The following is a 19,835-nucleotide window of genomic DNA, read 5'->3' on the forward strand; positions in this document are numbered from 1 at the left end:
CCCATTGCCAGCCGAATGACGACTCAGACTGTTACGGACACTTTTTATGCACGACAAAACTGTTGCTGAACTGGCCCGCGACCTTGAGCAGGGCACCGTTTCCAGCGTCGAACTGACCCGGCACTTCCTCGAACGGATCCGCCAGGACGATACCCGCTACAACAGCTTTATTACGGTCACCGAAGACGAAGCGTTGAAAGACGCCAGGGCAGCCGACGAACGTCGCGCCCGGGGCGAAGCCACGCCCTGGACCGGTATTCCCTTTGCCCACAAGGACATCTTCTGCACTGACGGCGTTCGCACCACCTGTGGCTCGCGCATGCTGGAGAACTTTGTTCCGCCTTACGACGCCACCGTGACCGCGCGCTTCCGCGACGCGGGCGCCGTGTGCCTGGGCAAGACCAACATGGACGAGTTCGCCATGGGCTCCTCCACCGAAAGCAGCTACTACGGCGCCACGGTAAACCCCTGGGGTGACAATCTGGTTCCGGGCGGCTCTTCCGGCGGCTCTGCAGCGGCTGTTGCAGCGCGACTCGTGCCCGCGGCGACCGGCACCGATACCGGCGGGTCCATCCGCCAGCCGGCGGCCATGTGCGGCATCACTGGCCTCAAACCGACCTACGGCCGCGTTTCCCGCTACGGCATGATCGCTTTCGCTTCCAGCCTGGACCAGGGCGGCACCATGGCCCGCACGGCCGAAGACAACGCCCTGATGTTGAACGTGATGGCCGGCTTCGATCCCAAGGACTCCACTTGCATCGATCGTCCGGTGCCAGACTACACGGCAAACCTGAACGAGCCGCTCAAGGGCCTGAAAGTCGGTCTGCCGAAGGAATACTTCACGGAGCAGCTGGACGACAAGATGGCCGGGCAGGTGCGCGCCGCCATCGCCGAATACGAAAAGCTGGGCGCCACAGTGCAGGAAATCTCGCTGCCCAACACACACCTGGCAATCGCCGCCTACTACATCATTGCGCCGGCCGAAGCCTCCGCCAATCTGTCGCGCTTTGACGGCGTGCGCTACGGGTACCGCTGCGAGGCCCCCAAGGACCTGATGGACCTCTACACCCGCACCCGCGCCGAGGGCTTCGGGGAAGAGGTCAAGCGCCGGATCCTCGTCGGCACCTATGCCTTGTCTGCCGGCTACTATGACGCCTATTACCTGAAGGCGCAGAAAGTCCGCCGACTGATCCAGCAGGACTTCGTTGAGGCCTTCAAATCCGTCGACATCATCATGGGCCCGGCGGCGCCAACCCCGGCCTTTGGCATTGGCTCGAAGACCGATGATCCGGTCAAGATGTACCTGGAAGACATCTACACCATCGCCATCAACCTGGCTGGCGTGCCGGCCATGTCGGTGCCGGCCGGCCAGATCGATGGATTGCCGGTAGGCCTGCAACTGATCGGCAACTACTTCGATGAGGCTCGCCTGCTCAACGCCGCCCATCAGTTCCAGCAAGCCACTGACTGGCACACCCTGACGCCTGCGGGCTGAACCAGAAGGAAGGACGACACATCATGCAATGGGAAGTTGTGATCGGGCTGGAAATCCACGTTCAGCTCGCCACCCAGACCAAAATCTTCTCCGGCACCAGCACCGCTTATGGCGCGGCGCCCAACACCCAGGCCAGCGCCGTTGACCTGGCGATGCCCGGCACCCTGCCGGTCGCCAACGAACAGGCGTTCCGCTATGCCGCCATGTTCGGCCTGGCCATCGACGCAGAGATCAACCGCCGCTCCGTGTTCGAACGGAAAAACTACTTCTACCCGGACCTGCCCAAAGGCTACCAGACCACTCAGCTGGCACAGCCTATCGTGGGACCGGGCCACGTGGACATCCGTCTGGAAAACGGCGCCGAGAAGCGGGTTCGCATCCACCACGCGCACCTGGAAGAGGACGCCGGCAAGTCCCTCCACGAGGATTTCCACGGCATGACCGGCATCGACCTCAACCGGGCGGGCACACCGCTGATCGAGATCGTCACCGAGCCGGATATGCGCTCTGCCGAAGAGGCTGTCGCTTTCGCCCGCAAACTGCATGGCCTGGTGACCTCGCTGGGCATTTGCGACGGCGATATGTCCCAGGGCTCGATGCGCTTCGACGTGAACGTCTCGATTCGACCGCAGGGCACCGATCAACTGGGCACCCGTACGGAGACCAAAAACCTGAACTCGTTCCGGTTCATGGAAGCCGCGATCCATCACGAAGTCGAACGCCAGATCGATATCCTCGAAGACGGCGGCGAGATCGTCCAGGAAACCCGGCTCTTTAATGGCGACCGGAACGAAAGCCGCTCCATGCGGACCAAGGAAGAAGCCAACGACTATCGTTACTTCCCCTGCCCCGACCTGCTGCCGGTCGAGATCGATGAAGCCTTCATCGACAGCCTCCGAGCGGCCATGCCGGAACTGCCGGACGCCAAGGAAGCTCGTTTCAAGGCGGACTACGGCCTTTCCGACTACGATGCAGGCCTGCTGAGTAACAACGCCGCGACGGCCGATTACTTCGAGGCAACGGTCAAGACGGGCGGCGACGCCAAGCTGGCCGCCAACTGGATTCTGGGTGAGCTCAGCGCGCGGCTCAATGCTGCCGAGCTGAATATCAAGCAAAGCCCGGTATCCGCCGAACGCCTGGGCGCGCTGGTACAGCGCATTGCCGACAACACCCTGTCCTCATCCGGCGCCAAGAAGGTTTTCGAAGCGCTCTGGAACGGCGATGAGGCCGACGTCGACACCATCATCGATCGGGAAGGCCTGAAGCAGGTGTCCGATACCGGAGAACTGGAAAAGTTGGTGGACAGCGTGCTGGCCGACATGGGCGACCAGATCGAACAGTATCGCGCCGAAGACGATCCCAAGAAGCGCAAGAAGCTGATGGGCGGGTTCATGGGCCCGTTGATGAAGGCCTCTAAAGGCCAGGGCAACCCCAAGCTGCTCAACGAAATCCTGCAGAAGAAGCTGGAAGGATGAGCCGAAGGCCTGCCCAATCGGGCGGGCCTTCGTCATTACGGCCTCTGCCCACCCTCAAATGCGACGGCGTTCACGACACACTTCTTGCCCAATTTTGCAGACGGGTCTATGCTTTCAGGCTGTTAGCGACGATTTGTAAAATAAGACGACATGCAAAGACGACTGAGATCGGTCCGCACGTCGATCCGGAATTCAGAGCGCATTATGGGCAGTGCACTAGATCCATTTCCGTCTACACTTGGCGGGCTAAAAACCATGGGTGGCAAACCAAACCTGAGACAACAGCAACGCATCTCAACCCGGCTGTCCGTCACCGTCACCAATGAGGAAGGCAACAGCCTGACCTGCCAAACGGCCAACCTGTCCCGGGCCGGCATGATGGTCGAGTGTGAAAGCGACCGGATTGATGCCCTGATCAGCGACCGCCGAACCATTGCCCCCAAGGATCCCGTGGCCCTGGACGTCCACTTCTCCGTCCCGGTCGTCACCGTTCAATCCGTGAACGTGGCCGCCCGCTGCCATGTGGTGCACCTGCGCCGGATCTCCCGCAAGCTGTTCCACCTGGGCCTGCAATTCAGTCATTTTGAAGGCAACGGGCACGACTACGTGGACCAGTTTGTCAGCCGCAAACTGGCCGACGACTGATTCGGTTCCGCCATTGCTTTTGCCGGGATGACAGCTCGCCAACGGGCATATTGTTATATCTCTAAACTATAGTCCCTCGCCTTCTTATAGCGACCTCAACTCTGGTATAGTTTCGCTCCAAGATTGGACACATCCGCTCCTGGAATACCCGGCCCACACAGCGCGCCTGTTCCAGCGAAAAACGGGAACCTGACCCGCTGTCATCGGATGACGTTCCGAATCGCATATCATCAAAGGCATCTCATGCAACCGGTAACTGGATCATGACCACCTATAACCTGACGCATCTCAAGCAACTGGAAGCTGAAAGCATCCACATCATTCGGGAAGTGGCCGCTGAATTCGATAACCCGGTCATGCTCTACTCCATCGGCAAAGACTCCTCAGTGATGCTGCACCTTGCACGCAAGGCGTTCTATCCGGGCAAGATCCCGTTCAAGCTGATGCACGTAGACACGACCTGGAAGTTCAAGGAAATGATCAAGTTCCGGGACGAGCAGGCTAAAAAGTACGATCTGGATCTGATCGTCCACATCAACCAGGAAGGCGTTGATGCCGGCATCGGTCCGTTCACCCACGGCAGTGCCAAGCACACCGACGTGATGAAAACCCAGTCCCTGAAGCAGGCTTTGAACAAGTACAAGTTCGATGCCGCCTTCGGGGGCGCTCGTCGCGACGAGGAAAAATCCCGCGCCAAGGAGCGGGTCTACTCGTTCCGGGACGAGTACCATCGCTGGGATCCCAAGAACCAGCGTCCCGAGCTGTGGAACATCTACAACGGCAAGATCAACAAGGGTGAAAGCATCCGGGTTTTCCCGCTGTCCAACTGGACTGAGCTGGATATCTGGCAGTACATCTATCTCGAAAACATCGAGCTTGTTCCGCTGTACTACGCCGCCGAACGCCCCGTCGTCGAGCGCGACGGCACCCTGATCATGGTGGACGACGACCGCATGCCGCTGAAAGATGGTGAGAAACCGATGATGAAATCGGTTCGCTTCCGGACCCTGGGGTGCTACCCGCTGACCGGCGCCATCGAGTCCAAGGCCGACACCCTGACCGACATCATCCAGGAAATGCTGCTGGCGAAGAGCTCCGAACGCCAGGGCCGCGTGATCGACCACGATTCCGCGGGCTCCATGGAGCAGAAGAAACGCGAAGGTTACTTCTAAACCGGCACCGCCAGACAGACAGCATCTACGGGAAAAGAATCATGTCACACCAGTCTGAATTGATCGCTGAAGATATTCACGCGTACCTGAAACAGCATGAAGAGAAAGAACTGCTGCGCCTGCTGACCTGCGGCAGTGTGGATGACGGTAAAAGCACCCTGATCGGCCGCCTGCTCCACGACACCAAGATGATCTACGAAGATCATATGGCCAGCCTCAAGGCAGACAGCGCCAAGCTGGGCACCACCGGGGAAAAACTGGACCTGGCCCTGCTGGTGGATGGTCTGCAGGCAGAGCGGGAGCAAGGCATCACGATTGATGTGGCCTACCGTTATTTCTCTACGGACAAGCGCAAGTTCATCATCGCCGACACTCCAGGCCACGAGCAGTACACCCGGAACATGGCGACTGGCGCCTCCACCGCGCAGCTGGCCGTGGTGATGATCGACGCCCGTCACGGGGTACTCACCCAGACGCGTCGCCACTCGTTCATCGCGTCCCTGCAGGGCATCAAGCACATCGTGGTCGCCATCAACAAGATGGACCTGGTGGACTTCAGCGAAGAGCGGTTCGAGGAGATCAAGAAAGACTACCTCGAGTTTGCCGAAAAGCTGGGTTTGCAGGACATCCGATTCGTGCCGATTTCCGCGCTGGAAGGCGACAATGTCGTCAACCGTAGCGAAAACACTCCCTGGTTCACCGGTCAGCCGCTGATGGAAATCTTGGAAACCGTGGAAGTCTCCCGCGACAAGAACATGGAGCACTTCCGGTTCCCGGTGCAGTACGTCAACCGGCCCAACCTGAACTTCCGCGGATTCAGCGGCACCATCGCCTCCGGCGTGATTCGCCCGGGCGACGACATCATGGCCCTGCCCTCACGTCGCACCAGCAAGGTCAAGGAAATCGTCACCTTCGACGGCAACCTGGACAGCGCCTACATTGATCAGGCTGTGACCCTGACCCTGGAAGACGAGATCGACGTCAGCCGTGGCGACATGCTGGTCAAGCCGGGAGACGAACCGCTGGTCAGCAACAAGTTCGACGCCCACATCGTGTGGATGATCGACCAGCCGATGGCCCAAAACCGCTTGTATGACATCAAGCTGGGACCGAACTTTACGTCCGGCTCGGTCACGTCCGTGCATCATCAGATCGATGTCAACACGCTCGACAAGGACAGCGACCGCGACAACCTGGAACTGAACGAAATTGGCCTGTGCGAAGTCACCCTGAGCCAACCGGTGGCGTTCGATCCGTATCCGCGCAACCGCGCGACGGGCGCGTTCATCATCATCGACCGCCTGACCAACGTCACCATTGGTGCGGGCATGATCAGCGGACTGTCCAGGTCCAGCGAAGACGCCCTGCAGCCGGTGACTGCCGAGGAACGCGAGCGTCGCCTGTCCCAGAAGCCGCTGATCATCGGCTGCACCGGCAGCCAGGCGCCGGAACTGGCACGAGCCATCGAGCGCAAACTGTTCGACCTGGGCAAAACCAGTGTCGTGCTGACGGAAGACAATGCAGGCAACGCCGATGATCGTCGTCGGGGCGCGCAGGTCCTCACCGCACACGGCCTGATTGCCGTTGCCGTCAACATTGGCGACGACATTGCCGCGGTAGGCGCATCGGCCGACGCCGAGAGCGACATCGCCGCAACGGCCGACAAACTGGTTCAGGAGCTGATCAGCAAGCAGCGGATCTGATAAGCTCTCGCCCCAGACGATACTGAACACGGCCATGACCGGTTACGACAGGTCATGGCCGTTTTGCGTTTCCAGAGGACACCCATGGCGATTAAACAGCTGCGAATCACCTTTGCCAGTCAGATGCAGCCCGGGCACGACGCCCAGGTGCGCCCCGGCAAAACCCTGTCAGAGCCCGGCGGCGATTACGAGGGCCTGCACAAACAGCTCAAGCGCCTGTTCAACGCCAAACCCGGCAAGAAATACGGTCGCTTTACCGACGATATTGGCACCAGCCCGGCCAGCGCCTGGTTCCGGGACTACCTGGAAGGCAAGCAGACCTTCGAGAGCCTGACCGACAAACTGTTCGGCCAGTGGCAGGAGCTGCTAACCGGTTGTCAGGAGGAATACTTCGGTCACCTGATGCTGGTCCACGAAGCCCTGGCCGACGGCGAAGTGATCTACCTGTTTGCGCTGGAGAGCGACAGCGCCCTGCGACTGGACCACGAGCAGAACCTGGACGCCATGGACGTGCTGAGCCTGTCACGCCTGAACCTGGCTCTGCGCCTGGAAGTGGACGACTGGCTCGGGGACCATCCTTCGGAAAACTTCCTGACGCTGGTCCACGCCCGGGGCACGGCTGAGCCGGGAGAACTGTTCATCCGCCTGGGCGGCTTCACCAATCAGGTGGACGTCGAGAAGGAAACCACGACGTTCCTGAACGCCGTCGAGGCCTTCGCCGCCCAGACCGAGGAGCCGGAGAAAGCCGGCCAGGTCCGGTCCAAGGCCTATGAATTCTGCAAGGAACAACACGCCCTGGGCGAGCCGGTAGCCATCGATGCCCTGTCGGGCTACCTGGACGAAGAGCAGCCCGATCGCTTCCGCCAGTTCGCGTCGGAAACCCAGGAAATCCCCAACGATGCGGTGCTGCACCCGGATCATCGCAAGGTCAAGAAGCTGGTGAGAATCTCCGGGTCCGGCGGCGGGATGAGCGTGTCGTTCTCTTCGGATCTGGTGAACCAGGCGGTTTACTACGACCGGGATAGCGACGCGCTGACCATCACACGCCTGCCCAAAGCCCTGCGGGAACAGCTGCAGCGGTATCTGGAAAACCGCGAAGAGAAAGGCGAATAGTGGATTATTTGCCGGGCGGCGTGGCGAAATCTTCAGGCCGCGCCCGCTCCCGGTTGCGCCGGATATCCCGGACTTCGGTCATCCAGCCCACCCCGTCGATCAACTCCCCCGTTTCCACGTCAAAAGGCGGATACGGCAGATTGCGATCGTCGCAGTAGCGGGTGATTTGCGGCTGACACCAGCGGAACAGCAGGCGCTCGTATTCGTCGTCCGGCATCCGACGGCAATCGAACATACCCGCCTCGGAGCGCTGTCGCTGGGCCTCTGCCAGGATAATGGCGCACGCCGCCGACACGTTCAGCGATTCCACCATCCCCATCATCGGCACCACGATGTGCTCGTCCGCTTCAGCCGCCGCTTCTGCCGACACGCCATCCAGCTCATTGCCCAGCACCAACGCGCAAGGCACCGTGAAATCGACATCCCGATAATCGATGGCCCGCTCGGACAACTGTGCGGCATAGATCCGTCGACCTTTGCCGCGCAACTCACCGATTGCGGCCGCCATATCCGGATGGGTATGCGTTGTCACCCAGTTGTGGCTGCCGCCGGCGGTCTTGCGAAAGGCGCGATAACCTTCCCGCGGCCAGACCGCGTGCATATTGGCCACGCCGAAGGCATCGCAGGAGCGTATGATGGCGGACACGTTGCGTGGCTTATGGATCTGGTCCGTGAGCACGTGCAGGTCCGGCTGACGGCGTTCGAGGGTGCCCTTGATGCGGGCGAGTCTTTCAGGGGTCATGGCAGGTGACAGCGTCGCTCAGTCTTTGTTGCGGTTGTGGCCAGGGTTCCCGGGGAACGGCGTAACGCCACTCTTGACCCGCCCCAGCGGATGCTCCGCCGCCGCGGGTTCGACTTCGTCAATCCGCACGATGGCGTTCATGGGAATGTAGGTGCGCTGGACACCCTCGAACTCGGTCCGCAGCTTTTCCTGGGAAGGATCCACCAGCACCTGGCTGCGCTCACCGAATGTCAGCGCCTCCACTTCCAGGAAGCCGAACATTTCGCTGGGATACACATGCCCCGCGTAGATCTCGAAGACCTCGTCCTGATTGTAGAAAATGATCTTGTAGCACTTCTTGGCAACCATTCAGACAACTCCGGCGATGTTCACGCCCACTTTCGGGCCCACAAAAGGGCGCGTATGGTAACACGATGCCGCGGCAACGGGCGCTCTCCGGAGAGGGCCTGTACGTAATCACCCTGTCGCCTCTGGTTGCCGTTTGATCAGACCGTTATAATAGCCCGTTTACCTTCATCCAACGATCTGTCGAGTTCCATGACCAAGAAGCTGTTTATCAAGACCCACGGCTGCCAGATGAACGAGTACGATTCATCACGTATGGCCGACCTGCTGAAATCCGGCGAAGACGTCGAAATGACCGACAACGCGGACGATGCAGACATCCTGCTGCTGAACACCTGCTCGATCCGCGAAAAAGCGCAGGAGAAGGTGTTTCACCAGTTGGGGCGCTGGAAGCAGCTCAAGTCCCGCAAGCCGGATCTGGTGATCGGCGTCGGCGGCTGCGTGGCCAGCCAGGAAGGTCAGGCGATTATCGACCGGGCGCCCTATGTCGACATGGTGTTCGGCCCGCAGACCCTGCACCGCCTGCCGGAACTGATCCAGGAATCCCGCAAGGGCGGCGTGGGCGTGGTCGACGTCAGCTTCCCGGAGATCGAGAAGTTCGACAACCTGCCCTCCCCGGGGGCGGAAGGCGCCTCGGCGTTCGTGTCGATCATGGAAGGCTGCTCCAAATACTGCACCTTCTGCGTCGTACCTTACACCCGCGGCGAGGAAGTCAGCCGCCCGGTGGACGACGTGATTGCCGAAGTCGCGCACCTGGCCACCCAGGGCGTGCGTGAGGTCAACCTGCTGGGCCAGAACGTCAATGCCTACCAGGGCGAAACCTACGACGGCGACACGATCGACCTGGCCGAGCTGATCACCATGATCGCCACCATCGACGGCATCGACCGCATCCGCTTCACCACCTCCCACCCGGTGGAATTCTCCGATGCACTGATCGACGTCTACGAAACCGTGCCCGAGCTGGTCAGCCACCTGCATCTGCCGGTCCAGAGCGGTTCGGATCGCATCCTGGCGGCCATGAAGCGTGGTCATACGGCGCTGGAGTACAAATCCAAGCTGCGCCGCCTGCGCAAGATCCGGCCGGACATCAGTTTTTCATCAGACTTCATCATCGGCTTCCCCGGCGAGACCGACCGGGACTTCGAGGCCACCATGAAGCTGATCGAGGACATTGGCTTCGATGTGTCCTTCAGCTTCATCTACAGCCAGCGCCCGGGCACGCCGGCGTCCGACCTTCCGGACGACACGCCGATGGATGTCAAGAAGCAGCGCCTGAGCATCCTGCAGCAGCGCATCAACCAGCAGGCCCAGGAAATCAGCCGCCGGATGGTGGGCTCGACCCAGCGCATCCTGGTCACCGGGCTGTCCAAGAAAGATCCGGGCGAATACGCCGGGCGCACCGAGAACAACCGGATCGTCAACTTCCGCACCGACAATCCCGACGTGGTGGGCCATTTCATTGACGTTGAAATTGTCGAAGCGCTCCCCAATTCATTAAGGGGCAGACCGGTGGACGACCGGTTGTACTGATCGATCCGCGCCGCACCAACCGGTGCGGTCATCCACTTTTCTATCCGTGAGGACTGCTTGAACAGCGACGACGCGAAACAGTTTGATCTGAAACCTGCCGATCCCCGCCGGCTGGCCACCCTGTGCGGTCAGTTCGACGAGCACCTGAAACACATCGAGCGGCGCATGAGCGTGCGCATCGGCTACCGCGGCCACCATTTCCGGGTCGAAGGCGAAGCCGAACACGCCAGCGCCGCCGCGGAAGTCCTGCGCCACCTGTACCGGGAAACCGAGGCGCTGGACGATATCTCCCCGGACATGGTGCACCTGTATATCCGGGAATCCGGGTTTGAGCGCCTGCCCGACGAGAAGGCCTTCGATGGCAGCCAGATCATTATCAAGACGCCGAAGCTCCAGGCCCGTCCGCGCGGCAAGAACCAGCAGCGCTACGTTCACAGCATCCGTTCCCACGACGTGAACTTCGGTATCGGTCCGGCCGGTACCGGCAAGACCTGGCTGGCGGTGGCCTGTGCCGTGGAAGCGCTGAAGGACGAACAGGTCAAGCGCATCCTGCTGGTCCGCCCGGCGGTAGAAGCGGGCGAGAAGCTGGGCTTCCTGCCGGGCGACCTGGCACAGAAGGTGGACCCGTACCTTCGCCCACTCTATGACGCCCTGTACGAGATGCTGGGTTTCGAGCAGGTCACCAAGCTGATCGAGAAGAGCGTGATCGAGATCGCGCCACTGGCTTTCATGCGCGGCCGAACCCTGAATAATGCGTTCATCATCCTGGACGAAAGCCAGAACACCACCCGGGAACAGATGAAAATGTTCCTGACCCGGATCGGTTTCGGCTCAACGGCGGTGATTACCGGTGACACCACTCAGGTGGACCTGCCCCGTGGCCAGCATTCCGGCCTTGTGCATGCAGCCGCCGTACTGAGCCAAGTCACGGGCATCGGTTTTACCCGCTTCGACGCCCGGGACGTCGTGCGCCACCCGCTGGTCCAGCGGATCGTGGAGGCCTATGACGATCACGATGAAGCCACCGCCGGAGGCAAGACCTCGTGACACGATTAGCGGTGGATATCCAGGTCGTCTCGGAACAATCGGGCCTTCCCGACGTCGAAAGCCTGACCAGCTGGGCCAACCAGGGCTGGCAGAGCGAGGATGAGTCGGAAGTGACGCTGCGCATCGTCGACGAGGACGAGAGCGCCACGCTGAATGGCCAGTATCGCCAGAAAGACCGCCCGACCAACGTGTTGTCTTTTCCTTTCGAGCAGCCAGAGGGGATCACCGTTCCTCTGGCCGGCGATCTGGTGGTCTGCGCGGGCGTCGTGGCCCGCGAGGCCGCGGAACAGGGCAAAACCCTGGACGCCCACTGGGCACACATGGTGATTCATGGCATGCTCCACCTTCAGGGGTATGATCATATCGATGACCGGGATGCTGAAATCATGGAAACCCTGGAGATCCGCCTGCTTGCGGAACTGGGCTTCAGCAACCCCTATCTTGCAGAGGACACGGATCAAGACTCATGAGCGACGATCACTCGAGTCGCAGTCAGGGCAACAAGTCCTGGCTGGAACGCATTTCCCAGGCTTTCTCCAACGAGCCGGAATCCATCACCGACATCCTTGAAGTCCTGCGGGATGCCGAATCCGAAAACATCATCGATGCCGATGCCATGAGCATCATCGAAGGGGCCATGCAGGTCACCGACATGCGTGTCGATGAAATCATGATCCCCCGCTCGCAGATGGTCACCGTCAAGGCCAGCGCCGAGCCCAAGACGTTCCTCAACGACATCATCGAATCGGCTCACAGCCGCTTCCCGGTCATTGGCGACAACCAGGACGACGTGATTGGCGTTCTGCTGGCCAAGGACCTGCTGCCGCTGGCCATGAACAACGACCTGACCTGGAACAAGATCCGCGAGATCCTGCGTCCGCCCACCTTTGTGCCCGAGAGCAAGCGGCTGAACCAGCTGCTCAAGGAATTCAAGGAAACTCGCAACCACATGGCCATCGTGGTGGATGAGTACGGCGGTACCGCTGGCCTGATCACCATCGAGGACGTGCTGGAGCAGATCGTCGGCGAGATCGAGGACGAACACGATTTCGACGAGGAAACCCACATCAAGGCCCGGGCCGATGGCAGCTATGCCGTCAAGGCCATGACGCCGGTAGATGACTTCAACGCCTTCTTCGACACGGAGTTGGACGAAGAGGAGTTCGACACCATTGGCGGCCTCGTCCTCCGGGAATTCGGCCACCTGCCCCGGCGCGGCGAAGAAATTGAGTTTGGCGGTTTCCAGTTCACCATCCTGAACGCGGACAATCGTGTCATACGACTGATTCAGGTCCGCCGCCGTGAGTCCTGACACAAATCCCGTCGCACGAACGCTCCGATTATTGGCGCTGGTGGTGGCCGGCGGGCTTCAGACGCTAACGTTTGCGCCCTTCGGCTACGAGTGGCTGGCACCGCTGTCGATCCTGCTGATCCTTGCTGCCGTCATGCCCGGCGGCCCGCACCGGCTGTTCCTGAAAGGCTGGCTGTTCGGGCTGGGCCTGTTCGGCAGTGGCGCCTCCTGGGTCTATATTTCCATCAGCCAGTACGGCAACACGTCGGCGCCGTTGGCAGTAGTGCTTACCGCCCTGTTCGCAGCCGGGCTTGCCCTATTTCCGGCCCTTACCTTCTGGGCCTGGGGCAAGCTGGCCGGTGACCACCCGGCCCGTCGACTGATTCTGTTTCCCGCCTTCTGGGTTATTGGCGACTGGGTCCGAAGCTGGCTGTTGACCGGCTTCCCCTGGCTCTACCTCGGCACGGCACAGGTCGATGGCCCTCTCGCCGGCTATGCGCCAGTAACCGGCGTGCATGGGGTGACGTTCCTGATTGTCGCCTCGGCAACAGCACTGTTCGGCGCCGCCATAATGCTGGCCCACCGTCGCATGGCCGCCGCCGCGGTCACCGCCGTTCTGGCCATATTGACCTGGATCGCGGGTCCGGCCTTGGCTGGGCTCAACTGGACCCAGCGGGACGACACCCCGATGGGGATCACGGCCGTGCAGGGCAATATCCCGCAACAGATTAAATGGGATCCGAACTTCCTCAAGAAACAGATTGCCACTTACCTGGATCTGACCGAGGACGACTGGAACCGGGACCTGATTCTCTGGCCAGAAACCGCCATTCCCGTGACCCAGGACCAGGCCGGCCCGCTGATCGAAAACCTGGCGAGCCGACTGGGGCCCAAATCCACGCTGATTACCGGCATTCCCTGGTACGGTTTCAGTGACAAGCTGGAAGACTTCACCTTCCGCAACAGCATCATGGCGATCGGTAATGGCAACGGCATGTACTACAAGCAGAAGCTGGTGCCTTTCGGAGAATACGTCCCACTGCAGCAATATTTGCGCGGGCTGATCGGCTTCTTCGACCTGCCCATGTCGAGCTTTTCACCGGGGCCGTCCGACCAGCAACCGCTGATCGCCAACGGCCACCGGGTGATGCCGTTCATCTGTTACGAGATTGCCTATCCGGATTTCGTGGCGCGCAACGCCGCCGACACCGACCTGCTGATCACCATCAGCAACGATGGCTGGTTTGGCCATTCCATCGGACCGCTGCAGCATCTTCAGATTGCGCGAATGCGCGCGCTGGAAACCGGTCGTTTTGTGCTTCGTGGAACCAATAACGGCGTGACCGCCATCATCGATGATCGCGGCCAGATCGTTGATCGGATTCCACAGTTCAAGAAAGGGATTATGCGCGGGGAGGTCTATCCGGTGACGGGTGCCACGCCTTTCATGACGACCGGGTCCTGGCCGATCCTGATCCTGGCCATGATCCTGGTGGTGTTTGCCCGGCCCCGGATCATACCGGAGCCGAGTCGCCAGACCCATGCCGGCTGAGACGCCAAGGACTACTCTGCCGTATCGCCGCTGACCTCCGGATCGTGGGGCCAGCGCGCGGTCACCCGCTCGAAGTAGTGCGAGCCACACGCTTCACAAGGCTCGATGTGGCTGGTTTCAACCAGGCAGACCATGTGACCGCAAGACACGCAACGCAGCACCCCGGCCGTGGCGATCTCGCCACTGATGTATTGTCCCGGCTGATGATGCAGCTTGTGGTCCAGCTCCAGGGTATCCAGACGGGTCTTGTCGGCCACTGAAAACAGCAGATCCAGCAACTGATGCTCGATCAGCGCCAGGTCCAGTCGCAACCACTCCCCGACCCCCTCACCGGTTTCACCCACGAAGTGCATGAGGTGGGAAACATCCCGACGGACATAGGCCGCGAGCAAGTCAACCTCCTCCCGGGTCAACTCCTCCAGGCCGTTCTCGAATTCCACCGCCTCGTCAACCGCGTCACGCAAACTGTCCCAGCTCTTGCGCTCCATCTGATTGAGGCGATTCACCACGCGCTCAAGCATGCGGTTGTAGACTTTCAGAGCCTGTCCGGTAAAGGCCGGTTTCTCGTTCTCACTCATGACCATCTCCTCGCACGGAAAACCATCAGTGGATACACCCTTCTTGGCATCCAGGAGCCTCCATTCATCTCCTGAGTCGTCTCTGCACGCTCTGAAGGCTGTAGGTGCAAGGCGTGGTTCGCAGTGAATGGCCGCAGCCCTTTGCAAGAATCACAACGTAGCAGATACAGCCTTCAGAACGTGCCCTCCGGGGCTTTCAGAGCGACACACACTCCACGTTGCAACTTTTTGAAAGGCGATCGGCCTTACTTCAAAGTTGCGCCTCGATTGTGAATCGCTCTGAATGCCAGAGGCGATTCAGGAGATGAGTGGAGGCTCCTTAAGTTTGGCACACTCCATGCGCGACTGCCGAGGCCCTTTTGCGGTATGGGAGCCGGATCATACGCGGCAGGCTACCTGTCGGGCCTCGTGTGCGTTAAAATGCGCGGTCTCCCCGTGACGGAAACGCCAGCGTCACGCGTATTGAACCGATATGGCCAACACCGACCGACAACAGGGTAACCTCAGTAATGGCAGGAATGGACGAGCAATATCGCCCGCAGGAAATCGAGAAAAAGGCCCAGCAGTTCTGGGAAACCAATGAAACCTTCTCGGTGAAGGAAGAGCCCGGCAAACCGAAGTACTACTGCCTGTCCATGTTCCCGTACCCCAGCGGCAAGCTGCACATGGGGCATGTCCGCAACTACACCATCGGCGATGTCATCAGCCGTTACCAGCGCATGCAGGGCAAGAACGTCCTGCAGCCGATGGGCTGGGATGCTTTCGGCCTGCCCGCGGAAAACGCCGCGGTGAAGAACAAATCCGCGCCTGCCAAGTGGACCTACGCCAATATCGAATACATGAAAGACCAGCTGCGCCAGCTGGGCTTCGGCTATGACTGGAAGCGGGAACTGGCCACCTGCTCGCCGGACTATTACAAGTGGGAGCAGTGGTTCTTCACCAAGCTTTACGAGAAAGGCCTCGTCTACAAGAAGATGGCCACCGTCAACTGGGATCCGGTGGACCAGACGGTTCTGGCCAACGAGCAGGTGGTCGACGGTCGCGGCTGGCGCTCCGGTGCCCTGGTGGAGCAAAAGAAAATTCCCCAGTGGTTTATCAAGATCACAGACTACGCCGAAGAACTGCTGGACGACCTGGACGCCATGAACGAATGGCCGGAACAGGTGCGCACCATGCAGCGCAACTGGATCGGCAAATCCACCGGTGTCGAGCTGACGTTCCCGCTCGACGGCCGTGACGACGAGCTGCGGGTCTACACCACACGCCCGGACACCCTGATGGGTGTGACCTACATGGCGGTGGCCGCCGAGCACCCGCTGGCCAAGGCGGCGGCCGAACGCAACCGGGAAGTCGGCAACTTCGTCGAGAGCTGCCGCAACAGCAAGGTGGCCGAAGCCGACCTGGCGACCATGGAAAAACAGGGCATCGATACCGGCTTCAAGGCCGTGCACCCGCTGACCCAGGACCTGATTCCGGTTTACGTGGCCAACTTTGTCCTCATGGATTACGGCACCGGTGCCTTGATGGCGGTACCGGGCCACGATGAGCGCGACCACGAGTTCGCCCTGAAATACCGCCTGCCGATCCGTCAGGTGATTTCCTCGAAAGACCACAAGGAAATCGACATCCAGGAAGCGGCCTTCACTGAAAAGGGCTATCTCGTCAATTCCGGCAAGTACAACGGTCTGACCAGCGAGGAAGCCTTCGAGGACATCGCGGATCACCTGGAGAAAACCGGCATCGGCGAGCGCAAGGTCAACTACCGCCTGCGCGACTGGGGTGTTTCCCGCCAGCGTTACTGGGGCGCACCGATTCCGATGATGACGCTGGAAGACGGCACCGAAATGCCGGTCCCCGAAAACCAGCTGCCGGTCCGCCTGCCGGAAGACGTGGAAATGGACGGCGTGAAGTCGCCCATCAAGGCGGATCCGGAATGGGCCAAGACGTCCTATAACGGTCAGCCGGCCACCCTGGAAACCGATACCTTCGACACCTTCATGGAGTCATCCTGGTACTACGCCCGCTTTGCCTGCCCCGACTACAAGGAAGGCATGCTGGACCCGGCCGCCGCCAACTACTGGCTGCCGGTCGATCAATACATCGGCGGTATCGAGCACGCCATCCTGCACCTGCTTTACGCGCGTTTCTTCCACAAGCTGATGCGTGACGTGGGTCTGGTGGAGAGCTCCGAGCCGTTCAAGCGCCTGCTCTGCCAGGGCATGGTGCTGGCCGAGACCTATTTCCGGGACGACGCCAACGGCGGCAAGGAATGGATCTCGCCCAGCGACGTGGAAGTCGAACGCAACGACAAGGGCCAGCCCGTCAGCGCCAAGCACAAGCAGGATGGACAACCCGTCGAATCCGGCGGCATTTCCAAGATGTCCAAGTCGAAGAACAACGGCATCGACCCGCAGGCCATCATCGACCAGTTCGGTGCCGACACCGTTCGCCTGTTCATCATGTTCGCCGCGCCGCCGGAGCAGTCGCTTGAGTGGTCCGACAGTGGCGTGGAAGGCGCACACCGCTTCATCAAGCGTCTGTGGCGCATGGTCCACGAGCACGCCAGCGGCGGCAGCGCTCCGCCCCTGAATGTTGAAGACCTGACCGACTCCCAGCGCAACCTGCGTCGCAAGACGCACGAAACCATCGCCAAGGTCAGCGATGACGTGAGTCGCCGCCTGACGTTCAACACCGCCATTGCCGCGGTGATGGAATTGCTGAACGAAGTCAGCAAGCTGGAAGTGACAGCGGACTCGGATCGCGCCGTCGTCCAGGAAGCCCTGGATACCGCGGTGCTGTTGCTGTCGCCGATTACGCCGCACGTCTGCCACAGCCTCTGGGAGGCCCTGGGTCACCCCGAAGCGGTGGTGGATGCCAACTGGCCGGACGCCGACGAATCCGCCATGGTTCGCTCGACCATCCAGATGGTCCTGCAGGTCAACGGCAAGGTGCGCTCCAAGGTGGACGTGCCGGCCAACCTGCCCAAGGATGCCCTGGAATCCCTGGCCCTGGATGATGAAAACGTCCAGCGCTTTACCGACGGCAAAACCGTCCGCAAAGTGATCGTGGTGCCGGGCAAGCTGGTGAATATCGTCGCCAACTGATCGGACAATACAGTCATCGCCGGGCCGGGAGCTGTCATGGCAAGGAAATCGGAAAAGCTGTCATTTCGCACGCCACTGCTACTGGGCGCCGCACTGCTGATTAGCGGTTGCGGCTTCCAGTTGCGGGGCGCGCCACCCGTTGCGGAGGCGCTGCAACCGCTGAGTCTGGAATGCGATGGCAGCGTGCCCTACGAGCTGTGTGAGACCGTTCGCCAGCAACTTGACGATGGCGGTATCAAAATGGCCGAACCGGCCGATGCGGCCTACCGGGTCAAGCTCAACGGCTTCAAACAGAGCCGGCGAGCCAGCGCCATCCAGCTGGATGCGTCGGCCGCCGAATACGACTTGCGCCAGTCCCTGAACGTCAACGTCGTCAGCCACGACCAGATACCGGTACTGGCAGACGCGGAAGTACGCACCAGCGAAATCTACAGCTATGACGACACCAACGTCCTGGCCAAGCGCCGCGAGGAAGAGACGATTCGCGAGACACTCCACCAGCGCCTGGCCCAGCAGGTGATCTTCCGGCTGGCGCCGCTCACCGATGAGCGCCTGAAAGTCATCCGGGACGACTACGAAAAAGCCCAGACCCAGCAGCCCGCGGAGTCGCAATGAAGACCAACCCCGCCCAGCTCGATCAGGTCCTGTCCCGCGGGCTGGCACCGGTCTATCTGGTGTCCGGGGACGAGCCGCTGCTGGTACAGGAGTGCTGCGACAAGATTCGGGCCAAAGCCCGGGAAGCCGGCTATAACGACCGTCAGATCTTCCATAACGACCGCAGCATGGACTGGAACCAGGTCGGTGAAGAGCTCAACGCCCTGTCCCTGTTTGCAGAGCGTCGCCGCATCGAAATCCATTTGCCGACCGGCAAGTTGGGCGACGGCCGCAAGGTCCTGGAACAGGTGCTCCAGTCGCCTCCCGACGACATCATCCTTATCCTGATCAGCATCCGCCTGGATGCCGCTGAAATCCGGCGCAAGTGGTACAAGCAACTCCAGGACAAAGGCGTGCATGTGCCGGTGTGGCCCATTGATGCGGACAAGTTCCCAGGCTGGCTGCAGCAGCGGGCCCGGGTTCACGGGCTGACGCTCACCCAAGGTGCCCTCACGGAGCTGACTGAACGCCTGGAAGGCAACCTGCTGGCCGCCAGCCAGGAGATTGATCGACTCGCCTTACTGGCGCCGGACAAGACCGTCGACGAAGAGATCGTGAACCAGGCGGTTCTGGACAGCGCCCGCTTCAGCGTGTTCGAGTTGGTAGGTGACATCCTGTCCGGCAAAGCCGAACAGGCCCATCGGATCATCGGCATCCTGCAGCAGGAAGAGGATAACCCCCTGGGCCTCCTCGCCATTCTCAGCCGGGACCTGCGCATGACCGGCCGACTTCAGTCCGCCCTGCAACGCCGGGAAACCGCCAAGGACTTTTTCCGCAGCAACAACATCCGCCAGCCCCAGCGCATGCGCCAACTCGAACAGGCCGCCCGGCGACTGCGCCCGCCCCAGATTCGCCAGGCGCTGATCCGCTGCAGCGATATCGATCGCAGCGCCAAGGGCTATGACAGCCTGTCCCCCTGGCACTACCTGCGCACGCTTACCACCGAACTGGCGGCGATCCGCCGCTGAATCTTTGATTCAGGACAAGAAATTGCCCGATAAATGAGTACATAGCCCTTCAGTGTCCGGCTTCTGTTGACAGGTCGTCGGCCTCAGGCGCATCGTTTAACCAACGCTGACATTCCCAGCCGGAGGAACAACGATGGGTTGGAAAAATGATCTGCAAAAGCTCTCGGACACCCTGAAACAGCAGCGGGATGAGCTCCGCCTGCAGCTCCACCTCGCCCGCCAGGATGTGCGGGACGAGTGGGACGACATGGAAGACTACTGGAATCAGTTCAAGCGCAAGCTGGATGATCTGCTGCACGACGCCTCGGACGCGTCCGAGGAAGCCTATCGCACCGCTCATGACATCGGCGAGGACCTGAAAGACGGTTACCAGCGGATCCGTAGCCGCCTGAAAGACCAGTAGCCCGCCTCTTGGCCG

General features: G+C 60.8%; 18 protein-coding genes. 15 read left to right on the plus strand and 3 right to left on the minus strand.

Annotated elements, in window-relative coordinates; translation table 11 throughout:
• Window positions 1-46 precede the first annotated feature (46 nt).
• The 6 genes from gatA (at window position 47) to J3364_RS06115 (ending at window position 7,603) form a co-directional block, all read left to right on the plus strand.
• Window positions 47-1,495: an Asp-tRNA(Asn)/Glu-tRNA(Gln) amidotransferase subunit GatA gene (gene gatA, locus J3364_RS06090; RefSeq protein WP_349557495.1), complete on the plus strand. Its 1,449-nt coding sequence runs from the start codon at window positions 47-49 to the stop codon at window positions 1,493-1,495.
• A 23-nt stretch (window positions 1,496-1,518) separates the two neighbouring features.
• On the plus strand, window positions 1,519-2,970 hold the full coding sequence (gene gatB / locus J3364_RS06095) for an Asp-tRNA(Asn)/Glu-tRNA(Gln) amidotransferase subunit GatB (RefSeq protein WP_349557496.1): 1,452 nt from the start codon (window positions 1,519-1,521) through the stop codon (window positions 2,968-2,970).
• 255 nt (window positions 2,971-3,225) lie between these two features.
• Entirely contained in the window at window positions 3,226-3,615 is a 390-nt protein-coding gene (locus tag J3364_RS06100; RefSeq protein WP_236012113.1) for a PilZ domain-containing protein, read from the plus strand.
• Window positions 3,616-3,839: 224 nt separating this feature from the next.
• Window positions 3,840-4,787 carry a sulfate adenylyltransferase subunit CysD gene (gene cysD / locus J3364_RS06105; protein ID WP_349557831.1) on the plus strand — a complete coding sequence of 316 codons (948 nt, stop codon included), beginning with the start codon at window positions 3,840-3,842 and terminating at the stop codon, window positions 4,785-4,787.
• Window positions 4,788-4,828: 41 nt separating this feature from the next.
• Complete coding sequence (gene cysN, locus J3364_RS06110) at window positions 4,829-6,490, plus strand: sulfate adenylyltransferase subunit CysN (RefSeq protein WP_349557497.1); 1,662 nt, start codon at window positions 4,829-4,831, stop codon at window positions 6,488-6,490.
• 84 nt (window positions 6,491-6,574) lie between these two features.
• Window positions 6,575-7,603 carry a nucleoid-associated protein gene (locus tag J3364_RS06115; protein WP_349557498.1) on the plus strand — a complete coding sequence of 343 codons (1,029 nt, stop codon included), beginning with the start codon at window positions 6,575-6,577 and terminating at the stop codon, window positions 7,601-7,603.
• Between the two features lie 4 nt (window positions 7,604-7,607).
• Here J3364_RS06115 and trmH read toward each other — a convergent pair whose 3' ends face one another.
• The gene (gene trmH / locus J3364_RS06120; RefSeq protein WP_349557499.1) at window positions 7,608-8,345 is read right to left on the minus strand and encodes a tRNA (guanosine(18)-2'-O)-methyltransferase TrmH; all 738 of its coding nucleotides are present in this window, start codon (window positions 8,343-8,345) and stop codon (window positions 7,608-7,610) included.
• 18 nt (window positions 8,346-8,363) lie between these two features.
• Entirely contained in the window at window positions 8,364-8,693 is a 330-nt protein-coding gene (locus J3364_RS06125; RefSeq protein WP_203141716.1) for a DUF1820 family protein, read from the minus strand.
• A gap of 189 nt (window positions 8,694-8,882) precedes the next feature.
• On the opposite strand from J3364_RS06125, the gene miaB reads away from it, so the two are divergent.
• The 5 genes from miaB to lnt are packed head-to-tail and all read left to right on the plus strand — an operon-like array spanning window position 8,883 to window position 14,113.
• Entirely contained in the window at window positions 8,883-10,223 is a 1,341-nt protein-coding gene (gene miaB / locus J3364_RS06130) for a tRNA (N6-isopentenyl adenosine(37)-C2)-methylthiotransferase MiaB (RefSeq protein ID WP_349557500.1), read from the plus strand.
• A 57-nt stretch (window positions 10,224-10,280) separates the two neighbouring features.
• Entirely contained in the window at window positions 10,281-11,270 is a 990-nt protein-coding gene (locus J3364_RS06135; RefSeq protein WP_203141714.1) for a PhoH family protein, read from the plus strand.
• 11 nt (window positions 11,271-11,281) lie between these two features.
• Window positions 11,282-11,740, plus strand: a complete 459-nt coding sequence (ybeY, locus tag J3364_RS06140; RefSeq protein WP_502882487.1) for an rRNA maturation RNase YbeY — start codon at window positions 11,282-11,284, stop codon at window positions 11,738-11,740.
• Window positions 11,737-12,582: a CorC family transporter gene (locus J3364_RS06145; RefSeq protein ID WP_203141712.1), complete on the plus strand. Its 846-nt coding sequence runs from the start codon at window positions 11,737-11,739 to the stop codon at window positions 12,580-12,582. The genes ybeY and J3364_RS06145 overlap by 4 nt, the downstream gene beginning before the upstream one ends.
• A complete protein-coding gene (gene lnt / locus J3364_RS06150) occupies window positions 12,572-14,113 on the plus strand; it encodes an apolipoprotein N-acyltransferase (RefSeq protein WP_349557502.1) in 1,542 nt (513 codons plus the stop codon). The genes J3364_RS06145 and lnt overlap by 11 nt, the downstream gene beginning before the upstream one ends.
• A gap of 11 nt (window positions 14,114-14,124) precedes the next feature.
• Here lnt and J3364_RS06155 read toward each other — a convergent pair whose 3' ends face one another.
• Window positions 14,125-14,691 carry a zinc ribbon-containing protein gene (locus tag J3364_RS06155; RefSeq protein WP_349557503.1) on the minus strand — a complete coding sequence of 189 codons (567 nt, stop codon included), beginning with the start codon at window positions 14,689-14,691 and terminating at the stop codon, window positions 14,125-14,127.
• Between the two features lie 518 nt (window positions 14,692-15,209).
• Between J3364_RS06155 and leuS the strand changes: the two genes are divergently transcribed.
• The 4 genes from leuS to J3364_RS06175 all read left to right on the plus strand — a co-directional run bounded on the left by leuS (window position 15,210) and on the right by J3364_RS06175 (window position 19,820).
• Window positions 15,210-17,795, plus strand: coding sequence for a leucine--tRNA ligase (gene leuS, locus J3364_RS06160; protein ID WP_349557832.1), 2,586 nt, complete (start codon window positions 15,210-15,212; stop codon window positions 17,793-17,795).
• Between the two features lie 36 nt (window positions 17,796-17,831).
• The gene (locus J3364_RS06165; RefSeq protein WP_349557504.1) at window positions 17,832-18,410 is read left to right on the plus strand and encodes an LPS-assembly lipoprotein LptE; all 579 of its coding nucleotides are present in this window, start codon (window positions 17,832-17,834) and stop codon (window positions 18,408-18,410) included.
• Window positions 18,407-19,417, plus strand: a complete 1,011-nt coding sequence (gene holA, locus J3364_RS06170; RefSeq protein ID WP_349557505.1) for a DNA polymerase III subunit delta — start codon at window positions 18,407-18,409, stop codon at window positions 19,415-19,417. Before J3364_RS06165 ends, holA begins: the two co-directional genes overlap by 4 nt.
• Window positions 19,418-19,550: 133 nt before the next feature.
• Window positions 19,551-19,820 (plus strand): hypothetical protein, encoded by a 270-nt coding sequence (locus J3364_RS06175; RefSeq protein ID WP_349557506.1) that lies wholly within the window; start codon window positions 19,551-19,553, stop codon window positions 19,818-19,820.
• Window positions 19,821-19,835: the final 15 nt, after the last annotated feature.

The sequence above is a fragment of the Marinobacter sp. NFXS9 genome (genome assembly GCF_040148665.1).
GTDB lineage: Bacteria > Pseudomonadota > Gammaproteobacteria > Pseudomonadales > Oleiphilaceae > Marinobacter_A > Marinobacter_A mangrovi.